This is a genomic window from Bifidobacterium colobi, assembly GCF_018555455.1.
In the GTDB taxonomy this organism is placed as follows: domain Bacteria; phylum Actinomycetota; class Actinomycetes; order Actinomycetales; family Bifidobacteriaceae; genus Bifidobacterium; species Bifidobacterium colobi.
Window position 1 is genome coordinate 42033 of sequence record NZ_JAFEJU010000009.1, and the last position, 13427, is coordinate 55459.

At 57.0% G+C, this 13427-nt stretch carries 9 protein-coding genes; all 9 read right to left on the reverse strand.

Annotated features, from left to right (window positions below; all coding sequences use genetic code 11):
* Positions 1-427: 427 nt before the first annotated feature.
* The 9 genes from JS530_RS09880 to JS530_RS09920 all read right to left on the reverse strand — a co-directional run bounded on the left by JS530_RS09880 (position 428) and on the right by JS530_RS09920 (position 13418).
* Positions 428-2269, reverse strand: coding sequence for an ABC transporter ATP-binding protein (locus tag JS530_RS09880; RefSeq protein ID WP_214376996.1), 1842 nt, complete (start codon positions 2267-2269; stop codon positions 428-430).
* Positions 2270-2297: 28 nt separating this feature from the next.
* On the reverse strand, positions 2298-4064 hold the full coding sequence (locus JS530_RS09885) for an ABC transporter ATP-binding protein (RefSeq protein ID WP_214376997.1): 1767 nt from the start codon (positions 4062-4064) through the stop codon (positions 2298-2300).
* Positions 4065-4266: 202 nt separating this feature from the next.
* Positions 4267-4761, reverse strand: coding sequence for a MarR family winged helix-turn-helix transcriptional regulator (locus tag JS530_RS09890; protein WP_214376998.1), 495 nt, complete (start codon positions 4759-4761; stop codon positions 4267-4269).
* A gap of 258 nt (positions 4762-5019) precedes the next feature.
* On the reverse strand, positions 5020-6765 hold the full coding sequence (locus JS530_RS09895; RefSeq protein WP_342590074.1) for an immunoglobulin-like domain-containing protein: 1746 nt from the start codon (positions 6763-6765) through the stop codon (positions 5020-5022).
* Positions 6766-6789: 24 nt separating this feature from the next.
* Positions 6790-7797 (reverse strand): hypothetical protein, encoded by a 1008-nt coding sequence (locus tag JS530_RS09900; protein WP_214376999.1) that lies wholly within the window; start codon positions 7795-7797, stop codon positions 6790-6792.
* A gap of 249 nt (positions 7798-8046) precedes the next feature.
* On the reverse strand, positions 8047-10080 hold the full coding sequence (locus JS530_RS09905; protein WP_214377000.1) for a glycoside hydrolase family 127 protein: 2034 nt from the start codon (positions 10078-10080) through the stop codon (positions 8047-8049).
* Positions 10081-10114: 34 nt separating this feature from the next.
* Positions 10115-10957, reverse strand: a complete 843-nt coding sequence (locus tag JS530_RS09910; RefSeq protein WP_214377001.1) for a carbohydrate ABC transporter permease — start codon at positions 10955-10957, stop codon at positions 10115-10117.
* 38 nt (positions 10958-10995) lie between these two features.
* Complete coding sequence (locus JS530_RS09915) at positions 10996-11913, reverse strand: carbohydrate ABC transporter permease (protein WP_214377002.1); 918 nt, start codon at positions 11911-11913, stop codon at positions 10996-10998.
* A gap of 242 nt (positions 11914-12155) precedes the next feature.
* Positions 12156-13418: an ABC transporter substrate-binding protein gene (locus JS530_RS09920; protein WP_214377003.1), complete on the reverse strand. Its 1263-nt coding sequence runs from the start codon at positions 13416-13418 to the stop codon at positions 12156-12158.
* Positions 13419-13427 lie beyond the last annotated feature (9 nt).

Consider the following 13427-nt stretch of genomic DNA (forward strand, 5'->3'; position numbering starts at 1 on the left):
GGGCATTTCCTCGGGTCAATCACGAATTCACCCCGATGAAACTGCTGCAGCGAAGCAAATCCTCTGGCAGACCGAGAGTTCGCCTCACTGGGAACCAATCAGTGGGGCAAAACCGTGAGTTAATCGGCATTTCGCCCCGCTGAGCCCGAACCAGCGAGGCAAAACCTCGAGCCGACCGAGGGAATGCCCCACTATGCGCACGTAGCAGAGTGTTTCCTCAAGTCAGCCGAGGTTCTGCCCTGTTGAGAACAGAGCACCGGGGCAAAACCTCGAACCGCTCGAAGTTCTACCCCGCTGCAGAGCAACGCCGACATCGCGCCGTCAATCAGCGAGCGAAGTGAACTGGATGATGTGTGTGGCCTCTTGGCGCGCCCGCAAAGGCGTACGGAGGTACGTCGCAGCGGGCAGCAACAACGAGGACACTCCATCATCCAGCGAGCGAGAACTGGCTGTTGTACAAACCGGCATAGAACCCGCCCGCCGCGAGCAACTCGTCATGAGTGCCGCGCTCGATTACGTCGCCGTGGTTCATGACGAGAATCATGTCGGCGTCGCGAATGGTGGAGAGTCGGTGCGCAATCACGAACGAGGTGCGCCCCACGGTCAGCGCATCCATGGCCTTCTGAATCAGCTCCTCGGTACGGGTGTCCACGGACGAGGTGGCCTCGTCGAGAATCAAGATCGGCGCATCCTGCACCATGGCACGGGCGATCGTGAGCAGCTGCTTCTGGCCCGCGGAAAGCGAGGATTTGTCGTCCAGAACCGTGTCATAGCCCTGCGGCAGGGAGCGGATGAAGTGGTCCAATCCCACAGCCTTGCAGGCCGCAACGATCTGTTCATCAGTCACGCCCGGCTTCGCATAGGCGATGTTTTCACGCACTGTTCCACGGAACACCCACGTGTCCTGCAGCACCATCGAGAACTGCTCATGCACATTCCAACGCGGCACGCTTGCGGTGTCCACGCCATCAATCGAAATCGAGCCACCGGAAATCTCGTAAAAGCGCATCAAGAGGTTCACCATCGTGGTTTTGCCGGCACCGGTCGGCCCAACGATCGCCACCTTCTGGCCAGCCGCAACGGATGCGGAGAAATCATGGATAATCGGCTTGCCCGGCTCGTAGCCGAACTGCACATGGCTGAATTCCACATCGCCGCGAACCTGGTGCCCCTCAGCACCAAGGAGCACCGGCTTGGCGGATTCGTCCGCCATTTCCGGCTCCTCGAGGAAGCCAAACACGCGCTCGGCGGCGGCCGCGCAACGCTGCAGGTTCTGGAAAGCCTGTGCGAACTGCGAGAGCGGCTGGGTGAACAGGCGAATGTACATCATGAACGCCACGATCACACCGAACTCGATCTGTCCATCCATGGCGAGCGCCGCGCCCACCACGCACACCACCACGTAGCCGAAGTTGCCCACGAAGTTCATGAGCGGCATCATCAGACCGGAGAGGAACTGCGACTTCCAACCGGATTCATAGAGATCCGCATTGTACTTCTCGAAGCGCGCGATCGAATCGGCCTCGCCGCTGTACGCCTTCACGATCACATGCCCGGAGTACATCTCCTCCACGTGACCGTTCACATCGCCCAGCGCGGCCTGCTGCTGCGCGAAGTACTTCTGGGAGACCTTCATAATCACCATCATCAGCACCATGCCGAGCAGGCTGGCACCGATGGCACACAGCGTCATGATCACGTTGTTGTAGAACATCATGACCAGCGCGCCCACGAACAGCGTCACCGAAGTGATCAGCGAGCCGAGGCTCTGCCCCAGCGTCTGGCCGATGGCGTCCACATCGTTGGTGATGCGTGACAGTACGTCGCCGTAGCTGACTTTGTCGAAGTATTTGAGCGGCAGTTTGTTGATTTTGGTGGAGATGGATTCGCGCAGACGCTGGGCTGTGCGCTGGGTGACGTTAGCCATCATCCAGCTTTGGATGTAACTGAGCACGGCGTAGCCCACGTACAGGGCGACGAGCAGCCAGGCGATGCGTCCGACTTCAGCAAGATCGATGGAACGCATCACTGGGCGCCCATGCACGACTGCGGGCAGGCCTTTGACGATGACGTTGGTCATGTCCTTGAGCTTGTCCGGACCGATGATTTGGAAGATGGTACCGGCTGCGCCCAGGATGAGCGCGATGATGATGACAGGAATGTAGTTACGGCAGTAGGCGACGAGTTTGCCCATGACTTTGCCGAAATCGTTGGGCTTTTCGACCGTGCGCCCTGCGCCCGGCCCGTGTCCCATAGGTCCTCTTGGCATTGGTAAGTCCTTTCGTTAGCGCTCTTGGTCAGGCCATCAGCTCGGCTTTGCTGAGCTGGGATTCGGCGATCTGCTGGTAGACCTCGCAGCTTTCCATGAGTTCTTTGTGGGTGCCCTGGCCGACGATCTTGCCGTCGTCCAGCACGACGATGAGGTCGGCGTTCATGATGGTGCCGATGCGCTGCGCCACGATGAGCTTGGTGGATTCCTTGGCCTCGCGCGCAAGCGCCTCTCGCACTTCGCGGTCGGTTTTGAAGTCCAGCGCGGAGAACGAATCGTCGAAAATCAGGATTTCCGGTTTGCGATAGACTGCGCGCGCGATGGAGAGACGCTGCTTTTGGCCGCCGGAGACGTTGGAGCCACCCTGTGCGATGGCCGCTTCAAATCCGCCGTCCATTTGGTTGACGAATTCGCTGGCCTGCGCCACATCGGCGGCTGCTTTGACGCGACTCATCGTATCGTCGTATGACTTGTCGCCGTAGCTCACATTGCTGGCCACAGTGCCTTTGAACAGCACTGACTGCTGCGGTACATAACCGATTTTGTCGCGCAGGGTTTTGAGGTCGTAGTCGCGCACGTCTATGCCGTCGACCAGCACTTGGCCTTGGGTGGCGTCGTAGAAGCGCGGCACCAGATTAATCAGTGAGGTTTTGCCGGAGCCGGTGGAGCCGATGAACGCGACTGTCTGCCCGGCTTTGGCGCTGAAGTTGATGTTCTCGAGCATGGCCTCGCGCGAATCCGGATAGGTGAAGCTCACGTTCTTGAATTCCACGGTGCCGCGCTGGCCGGTTTTGGCGATGTCGACGGCTGTTTTGGTGCCGTTTTCCACCATCGGTTCGGTGTCGATGACTTCGAGCACGCGCTGGGCGGAGACGTCGGCGCGCGGCCAGAGCACGAATACCATGCTCATCAGGAGGAAGCTCATGATGACCTGCACGGAGTAGTTGGAGAAGACCACCATGTTGGAGAACAGGGTGAGCTTGTCGGTGATGTCGGCGGCATTGATGAGGGTGGCGCCGATCCAGTAGACGGCGAGCATCAGGCCGTTCATCACCGTGTTCATCAGCGGCATCATGACTGCCATGGTTCGGTTGGTGAACAGCTGGGTTTCCGTGAGTTCCTTGTTCGCTTCGGTGAACTTGGCTTCCTGATAGTCCTCGGCATTGTAGGCGCGCACGACTTTGAGACCGGTGAGGTTCTCGCGGGCAACGAGGTTGATGTTGTCGGTGAGTTGCTGCATGGCTTTGAACTTGGGCATGACCATGGCCATCAGCACAGCGATGGCGGCCAGCAGAATCACGACGGCGACGCCGGTGGCCAGCGTCCATTCGAAGCCTTCTCCGGCGATTTTGGCCACGGCCCAGACCGCCATGATCGGCGATTTGACGATGAGCTGCAGACCGATGGTGATGAACATCTGAATCTGCGTGATGTCGTTGGTGGAACGGGTGATGAGGCTCGCAGTGGAGAATCGGTTCATTTCGGCCGGGCCGAACGATTCGACCTGGCGGAATTCCAGCGAGCGCAGGCGCTGGGTGAACGATGAGCCGACGCGGGCCGCGAGATAGCCGGTGATGACGGCGCAGGCCACGGAGCCGAGTGAAATGAGCAGCATCTTGCCGCCGGCGATCCAGATGTCGGCCATGGCGCTGCCCGGTGTTTCGACCAGCGTGGTGATGTCGGACATGTAATCCGGCAGTTTGAGGTCGAAGAAGACCTGCCCCACGATGGTTACCAGTGCGAGCAGCATCTGCCCTATCTCCGCTTTGGAGAGATATTTCATGATGCGAAGCATTGTTTCCCCTTGTGTTGTTGATTGTGTTGTTGATTACTGCGATTGCTGTCCGAGGGAAGCAAACAGAAGTACTTAATCCTTTTTAGTATTTATTACTTACACTGTAAGATATTATGCGCGGCTGAACGACATTCAATGATTCACTATGAGCAGAATCGGCTTGCGCTCAGCCAGCAAGCGGAAGCACTATGCGGCACCACGCTTACAGATTCTCGGAATCCTGCGAATCTTTTTCGAACGCCTTGCGCACTTCTTCCGGCGTGGGACGCGGCTCACCTGGCTTGCAAATCGACATATAGGTGGAGAATTCGCGGGCCAAATCAACGAATTCGCGGGTACGCCGCTCCCCCATCTGCGAGAAAATCCAGCAGACGGCGTCACGTATCTCCTGCATATCCTTACGGCCGCGCTCCCGACCGGCATCCGTAAGCTCCACTCGCACCGCGCGGCGATCATCAGGATCCACAGACCGCACAATTTGGCCTTTTTTCTCCAATGCAGAGAGCACCGCGGAAATACGCCCGCTCGTCACGCGCATGGCATTGGCAAGTTGCGAGGGAGACATCGTGCCCTGATGGGCCAGCATGCGAACCACAAAGGATTCGCCAGCGCCATGGTTGAGATCGCGCTGCACTTGCGACCTGTGGCACCACACATCGCGCCACAGCTCATCCACCGCTTCTTCCTCATAGCCCACGGTACATCTCCTTTGCTATCCCCCATCTGCGATACATGATTTCGCAGATTGCAACTTGGCGCACATGCGCAATCGGCACTGCTCTCCGTGCCGCATCACCCGCGCAACCGTCGCTAATGATACCTCACACTATAAACAATTTAAACAACGTAACAAAAGTGGCTCTGCATGATTGTTGCAACCATGCAGAGCCACTTTCCTAGGGATGGTCAGTATGAGTCATGACTCATGACTCGTGACTCATCGAATTACCAGCGGTCAGCGATCGGAATGGCGAGCGTTGCCTCTGCGCTGAACGGTAATCAGCGTACCGGCTGCAGCCAGTACCATCGCAACCACGGCAATCACACTGACAGCGGCACCAGTGTTACCGAGCACATTGCCCGAGCCCTTACCATCCGCAGGAGCGTTATCGCCCTTGCCGGTACCGGGCTGCCCAGACTGGTTATTGCCGCCAGTCTGACCGCCCTGATTGTGATCGGTATCCTTGGCGTTCACCGTGACCGTGCGCTTCACCGTGGTCTTGGCGCCTGCGGAATCGACAACCGTGTAGGTCAGCTCGTACGAGCCAGCCTTCTTGGTATCCACGGCACCTTCAATCTGAATCTTTTCGGTCAGATCACTATCCTCAGCGTCAGAAGCGGTCACTCCAGCCTTGGCATCGAAAGCATCGCCCTCGTTGATGGCAACATCATCAGCGCCCTTGATTTGCGGAGCCGCATTCACGGACTGCTGCGGCACAGATGTCTGCACGGCGGTACGACCCAGCTGCAAGTAGTCGAAGTTCGGCGCCCAACCCTTCTTGGCTGCGGCCGTACTCACCTTCACCGTGTTATCGCCCTTTTTCAGGTTCACACGAATTGAAGTGGTCCAATAATCATCCCAGTGACGAGTATTGGCAAACACCACTTGCTGTGCTTTACCGTCATTGACGGAGACGTCAGCCCAACGGTTCTTGGTCTGGAAATCATTGTTGTCCGCCACATCCAGATGTGCATAGGCAAAGGTCAATGTGTAATCGCCCGATTCCGGCACATCAGCCACATTGAAGGTCAAGGAACCTTGATTGTTGCCCACATTGTTCACTGCCTTGCCGCCGGATGCTTTGGCATCGTCGAATACTGCAGCCTTGCCGTCACGGGTGTTGGATGCCGATTCAGCTTCGATTTTCTGCACTGCGGTGGCATCATCGGAAGCCAACTTGATCGCATCAAGCTTTACGCCAGCGGAATCAGACGCATGCTCAGGCGCCGTGAAATCAAGCTCGCTGATTCCCAGCGGCAGGTAAGCGCGCACAGTGGTTTCGCCCCACGCACCGTTGGTAGACGGCAGATCAAGCGTTACTGCATCGGCACGATTCACCTTGAGCAACAGCTTGCTATTCGCATCAGCCGCATAGCGTACGGCGATATTGGCGTAGCCGTCCTTCTGGGAAGTGACGAAGAACTTGTTTGCGTCACCGCGATCAGTAGAGGCCTTGTCAAAACCGGTCACATAACCGGCTCCGCTCGCGCCTCCCGCATACACAGTGAGCAATGACTTGGATACATTATTGTTGCTGTCGGCAACATGCGCATATTCGGCTTCGTACGTTCCGTCAAGCTGATTGCTGGTTGTGCCGCCAGTCTTGCCAGGCGTAATGATGGCGTAGTACGCGGATCCTGCCTTGAGGCCCGGAATATCCAAGCCGTCTACCAGCTGCTGGGCTGACACATCTCCCTGCCACTGCACATACGTGCCTTTGGAAGCTTCCGGAACCTTATTGCCGGCAGCCGGGTCTTTGGCATTGGGCATATTACCCGGAGCCGTAGCATCCACGCCCTGAACAGTGACGTGCGCCCCATCGGGGTATTTCGTATCCGCTCCAGAGACCTTCAATGTATCGGTCAGCGTGACTGCACCGGCTTCGGCACCGCCGAACAGGATTCGGGTTTGCTGGGTCGATTCATCATAGGAAGCCACGGCCTGCGTGTTCTGGTTATCGTCCTTCAGATTCACCTTCACGGTGTTTCCGGAAAGCTGGCCATATCAGTTGTACAACCACCATGTGCCCGTAGCCTGATTGTTACGAGTGACCAACCAGTCGAGATCACCAGCCGGGAACCAGTACGGCAATGCCGCGGAAACCTTGGTGTTCTCAAAATGACTGATGTATTGCACCATTACGCCGGGAGTCACCTGCTGAGTGCCACGGTTTGCATATTCATTGATGCTGATTGGAATATTGGAATCAGCACCGAGGTATTTCTCCTCGATCTTCTTCCAGCTGTTGTAATGTGGCAGATATCCCTGAGCTTCAGCGCTGTTTAGCTCATGCCAGGTCACCACATCCGGTACCGTATCAGCTTCGATTGCATGCTTCAGGAATGCATCATAGGCGTCTTCATAATAAGCGTTGTAATTGGGGCCACCCACTTGGAACTTGGTTCCATTGGCGGCGTTGTAGTTCTTGATGAACTTATACATAGTGTCCCAATCAGCGAGCAGTCGTTTAAATCCGTCGCTCGTGGGATTGGCTGAATTGCGGTAGTTCCTATCACCGATATCAGGCTCGTTAAACGTGATAAGAATGACCTTGCTCGTGTCAAGGCCCGCATTCTTGGCGGTATCCATCTGCTTCTTGATCTTGGGCAGATAATCCTCTTCAATGTTCGGGCTGTACGAGGGGTAGGGCCATGGAATGGGATACATATCCTTCAGGTAAATCTGGATATCCTGACCGCCATTGCGGAACCACTGTCCTGCAGTTTCCACAGAATCGCCGTTCGGATGTTGCTTGCCATCGGTCGGGCGTCCCACCTGCGTGTGCAGATGGCTCAATCCTTGCAGCATGGTATCGGTCGGCACGCCATCATCGGCCAAACCGTACAGGAAACCGGTTGCGCCATACTTCACCGCACCAGTGGATTGATTCAAATCGATGGCGATATCAGTTGGTTGCACATCGTCAGCATGAGCAGTTGCCGAGAGAGCAACTGCACCTGCACCGAGAGTCGCCACCGCGAGCAGTGACGCCAGAGATTTTCGTAACCTCATTATTCTCCTTCTGGTTGATGAATGCATATGCCATCAACAGGAGGAGCAAGCTAGCAGACCGCTAAGCCGGCTCCCTTGCCGACGCCATATGCTGTTGTTTCCCGTCTTCATTACCATCAGGAGACGGGACGCCTTCGCAGCATGCGAGCCTTCATTCAAGCCTGCTGCGAAGGAGGGTCCTTTATTCATTAGTTATTGGCGAACCGTATTGGCTCGATGCGCGCGCGAAAACACTACCTCGCCCGCATCTCACCGCACGGTTTCACGCACCCACACTTGCATTTGACCTTCCGTGCGATTGCACCAGGCGTAATACGGGATCATGGTCAATTCCTCCGCCCGACGCTCCACTGGTTTGTCAACAGACACGTAGAGCCCATCCGCTTCCTGCACATCGCGCACGCCGCCGAACTTGAGCACTTCGACACCGTCCAACAGCTTGGCGTCGTAATGCTCGCTCATCTGGGCGTTCACCGGCATGCTGTAGGTCCACAGATCATGCGGATTGTCAACCTGCTCCATGCAGTACACGATCGGCCCACGAGCCACGGCAAGTTTGCCGGCATCGGCCTTGACATTGAGTGAGGCGCGCAGGCATCGCACAGACATGTCGAGCATCAGCTTGATATGCGTTTCCGGCTTGGAGACGTCCACGGCAATAAACCCGTCGCGCGGCTGCACATAGGTGCGACGGCCGTCGACATCCAGCGTCCACTTGGTGCTCCAAGCGGGAATGCGCACAGCCAGACTACGCTGCAAGCCTTCAGGGTTGGCGACATGGAATTCAATGTCGCCGCTCCACGGATAGCCTTCGCCCGGCTGCGATTGTTCGACTACCAAACCATTGCCGAACTCTGTTCTGTTGGCAATGTACTGGTGCGCGTAAATCGTATTGCCCTTGACGGTGTACAGGTAACGGTCCAGCGAAGCGATCAGTCGCACGATGTTCGCCGGGCAGCATGCGCAATCGAACCATCCGGCACGACGAGTCAGCACATGAGCCTTGGTGGGGTTGCCTTTGGATGCGGCGGGATCGGCTTCCAACGGATTCACGTAGAAGTACCGAGTACCGTCCAGTTGAATACCGGCGAGCATACCGTTGAACAGCTCGAGTTCCATGACATCGGCTATGGCACCGGTCGGATGAGTTTCCATCAACGCTTTGCCGAAGAACAGCATGGCCACTGAGGCGCAGGTTTCGCCATAGCCAAGATCGTTCGGCAGATCATCGTCGTAACTGAACGATTCGCCAATCTGGCAGGAGCCCACGTTGCCGGTCACATACATGCGATGGCGCACGATGTTCGTCCACAGCCGTTCGGCTGCAGCCAGCATACGCGTATCGTCCAGCAGATGCCCGACTTCTGCGATGGCGGTGGCCATGTACAGTAATCGCACGGCATGGCCTTCCGCCTTGTCCAGATCCAGAACCGGCTTCTCCATGATGAAATAGCTCAGCGGCATGTGCAGATCTTTATAGAACTGCGGTCCACCGGCGTAATCCTGTTCGTCGAAGAACTCCGGATCCATACCACGCACGCGGATGAACCAAGCCGCCAGATTGAGCCAGCGCCGCTCACCGGTCGCCTTGTAGAGCCGGGCCAACGCCAGTTCGATCTCAGGGTGACCATCCGGACCATGCACTTTACCCTCGCCATCACCGAAATGCTCGTCAATGCATGCTGCGGCACGGCGGGCTACATCCAACGCCTTGCTGCTGCCGGTGGATTCATAGTTGGCTACGGCCGCCTCGATGAAATGACCCATCGTGTAGAGTTCATGGCTCCAACGAAGCCCGCGGAACCGCTGGTCGGCAGGCAGGTCAATCTCGAATTTGGTATCGATATAGCCATCTTTATCCTGGGCGTCAGCAAACAGGCCAACAACCTCATCAACACGGCGTTCCAGCTCATCGACATCGGCTTGCGGGTCTTCTTTGGCGAATCCCAACGCATAGCTTGCCGCTTCCAGCCACTTGGAAACATCCGTGTCCTGGAATGGCTGTCCGCTGAATGAGCCCGGCTCCCGACCTGCCGCAATACGCAGATTGCGCATCGAGTGGCTGAATTGGCTACCGTTCTCGCCCCATGCCGCGCCTTCAGGCACATCCACAGGCACTTCATCGTTCAGCGCACGCCACTGATATGGCAGGGCGTTGTTCACCGTCATCGAACGGTAGCGCCCCCAGAATTTCGAAGTGATGGACACCTGAGGTTCGGCCGGCTTGTGCGCGAGAGCGTCTGCCTCCACATGTGCTGCAGACTTCGATGCTTTGCCAGTCATACGTCATTCCTTCCTGCCGAATTCGCCCGGCACATCAGTCCTTCATACCGCTGGTCTTGATGCCCTCGGTGATGTACTTCGAGCAGAAGATGTACAGGATTGCCGGCGGGATGATCATCAGCATGGAGAAGGCCATCTGCAGCGGCCAGTTGGTTTGGTTGCCGCCGCCGGCGAGCTGGAAGGAAGTCAGCGCGCCCACAGTCAAAGGCTTCAGATTATCGGAGTCGATAAAGATCAGCGGAGTGAACAGTTCGTTCCACCAGAAGCTGGCGGACATGATGCCGACGGTGATGAAAATCGGCTTGCCAAGCGGCACAATCACCTTCCAGAACGCCTGCCAGCGGTTGCAGCCGTCCAACATGGCGGCCTCGTCAATCGATTCCGGGATGGATACGAAGAACTGGCGGAACAGGAACACGTTGTATGGCTGGGCGAAGAATGCCGGCAGAATCAACGGCCAGAAGGAATCCAGCATGCCGAATGCGCGGAACAGCAGGTACTGCGGAATCACCAAAGTGGCGGTCGGCACCATCATCGTGGCGATGATGATGGCGAAGATCACGCCGCGACCCTTGAAGTGCATGCGAGCCAACGGGTAGGCCACGATGGAGCTGGAGAGCAGGGTGCCAATCGTATTGCCGATGCACAGAATCAGCGTGTTGCGCAGGTACAGCAACGTGGAAGGGTTGCTGAGCACTGTGGCGTAATTGCTCCATTGCGGATTGCTGGGGAACAATTGCGGCGGGAATGCGGAGATGCCGGTCAGGGTTTTCAGTGAGTTGCAGAAGATCCAGTAGATCGGGAAGAACATAAACAGTGCGACGATGATCATCACCACGTACTGCAGTACGGTGAACCACTTGGGAGCTTTGAACATGATTGTCTCTTTTCGTCTTTACGGCTATGAGCCTTGGGTCACTTGCGGTCCATGAGCTTGAACTGCAGGGCGCCGATGATGGCAACGATGATGAACAACACAACGGCGAGCGCGGAAGCCTGACCCATGTTGAAGCTCTTGAAGGCCTTGTCGTAGATGAGCAGACCGAGCACCTTGGTGGCATCGCCCGGACCACCACCGGTCAACGGGTAGAGCAGGGTGAAGGCGCCGTTGAAGGAGTTCACGGTGCAGCTGACCACATTGAACAGCATCATCGGAGCGATGCCCGGAATGGTCACATGGCAGAACTTCTGCCAGCCGTTGGCACCATCCAGGGAGGCTGCCTCATAGAGCTCGGTGGGCACATCCTTCAGCGCCGCAGAGAAGACGAGCATCTGCTGGCCGGTGGCGAAAGTGAACACAGAGGCGTAGGCGACAACCACCCACACCAGAGAATTGCTGCCGGTCCAGTTCGGAGGATTGGTGACGCCAATCAGCTTCAGCACATAGTTGACGATGCCGAGCTGCGGGTTGAACATCAGGGTCATGCAGCCGGCCATTACCACGGACGGCATGATGGTGGGCACGTAGTAGAAGAACTGGAACAGACCTTTGAATCGAACCTTGCTGTTGAGCAGCATGGCCAGGATCAGGGAGAAGAGAATGGAAACGCCCACGTTGATGATGGTGAAGATGAACGTGACCAGCAGGGTCTTGCCCAGCTCGGAATCGCCGGACATCAGGTCAGCATAGTTTTGCAGACCAACGAATTGTGGTTTACCCAGCAGGTTCCACTTGGTGAGGCTCAGGTAGAAGCTGAAGAGAATCGGGAAACCGCTGAATAACAGGAAACCGATGATCCAGGGGCTCAGGAAGCCCCAACCCGCAGCGGCATCCGAACGCCGCTTGGGCTTCTTCGCATCCTTGCGCGATGCGGATACGGCAACGGTGGACATGGTGCATATTCCTTTCTGATATATGCCGGTCGGTGGTTCGCGGCAGGCATGTCAGGAGCAGTCAATGGTGATTGAGCTGTGCATGTATGTTGCGCACGGCAGTTCAATCAGATCGATAGAAAAAACGTTATGAGGGAAAACCCTGTGCCGCCCGCCGACCTTGATCGGCGGGCGGCACAGGTAGGAGAAGGAGGGAGAAGAAAGAATCTGATTATTCAGATCAGAACCGCATCAGATATGGCTCACTGGGCGGCTTCGATGTCCTTGTTGGCCTTGTCCACAGCGGTCTTGAGCACATCGTTCTCAGAGGTCTGGCCGAGGATGTAGGCGTTGATCTGGTTGTACAGGTCGAAGGTCGGGGTGGACGCCACGGTGGTGTAGCCGAACTTGCCCTGCTCAGCAGCCTCGGTGAAGGCGTCCCAGTTGCTCGGACCATGCTTGCCCTGAATCTGGTAGTCGCCCTTGTCGCCGATGGACTTGAACGGGGAGATGTTGGCGTTGGCCTTCTCAAGGGCGACCTGGCCCTTTTCGCTCATCATCCACTTGAGGAACTTGTAGGCAGCGGTCTTGTGCTTGGAGGAAGAGGAGACGGCGAAGAAGGAGGTGTGCAAGGAGTCGTAGTCCTGGCCATCCGGTGCGGCCGGCATCGGAGCGATATCCCAGTTGAAGTCGACATCCTTGTAGGTGTTGGCGATCAGCCAGCTACCACCGAGAGTCATGGCAGCCTGGCCTGCGGCGAACAGGTCGGAGACCTTGGAGCCGGAAGACGGAGCAGGCTGGACCTTGAGTTCGTTGGTCATCTTGTTCTGGTATTCGAGAGCGGCCTTCAGACCCTTACCCAAGGAAAGTTTTCCGTCCTTGACCACAGCGTCACCGCCCTGGCCTGCCAGCGAGTACCACACACCGTTGAAGCTCGGAGCATCGGAGCCCCACTGAGTGGTCTGGCCGCCCTCGGTCTTGGTGAGCTTCTGCGCAGCGGCAGCGTAATCATCCCAAGTCCAGTCAGCGGTCGGGTAGGCGACACCTGCGGCATCGAACATATCCTTGTTGTAGTACATGATCTCGGTGGCCATGCCCTGGGAAAGGCCATAGTAGCCATCCACATCGTCGGCGATGCCCTTGATGGCAGGCAGGAAGTCATCGGTCTTGACACCCATGTCACCCAGCTTGTCATCGAGCTTGTCGATCACGCCGTTCTTGGCGTAGCGCACGTAATCGGCTTCCTGCAGCAGCATCACGTCAGGAGCGTTGTTGCCAAGAATCATCTGGTTGATCTTGGTGTTGTAGGAGTCGCCGGGAACCTTGACTTCCTTGAGCTGAATGTCCGGATTGTCCTTCTTGAACTCCTCAAGTACCGGGAAAGTGTCCCAGTAGGAGAAGGTCAGGGTGTTGTCGTCCGACTGAGAAGCCGTGCCGCTACCGCATGCCGCCATTGCTCCAAGCGATGCGATGGCCGCCACCGCGGCCACAATCTTCTTGGCGCCACTGCGCAAACGAACGTTCATGATGTTTCC

Coding starts and splice junctions, on each gene's coding strand:
- JS530_RS09885 (WP_214376997.1), bottom strand. CDS start 4,064: ATGCTTCGCATCATGAAATATCTCTCCAAAGCGGAGATAGGGCAGATG.
- JS530_RS09900 (WP_214376999.1), bottom strand. CDS start 7,797: ATGAGGTTACGAAAATCTCTGGCGTCACTGCTCGCGGTGGCGACTCTC.
- JS530_RS09905 (WP_214377000.1), bottom strand. CDS start 10,080: ATGACTGGCAAAGCATCGAAGTCTGCAGCACATGTGGAGGCAGACGCT.
- JS530_RS09915 (WP_214377002.1), bottom strand. CDS start 11,913: ATGTCCACCGTTGCCGTATCCGCATCGCGCAAGGATGCGAAGAAGCCC.
- JS530_RS09880 (WP_214376996.1), bottom strand. CDS start 2,269: ATGCCAAGAGGACCTATGGGACACGGGCCGGGCGCAGGGCGCACGGTC.
- JS530_RS09920 (WP_214377003.1), bottom strand. CDS start 13,418: ATGAACGTTCGTTTGCGCAGTGGCGCCAAGAAGATTGTGGCCGCGGTG.
- JS530_RS09910 (WP_214377001.1), bottom strand. CDS start 10,957: ATGTTCAAAGCTCCCAAGTGGTTCACCGTACTGCAGTACGTGGTGATG.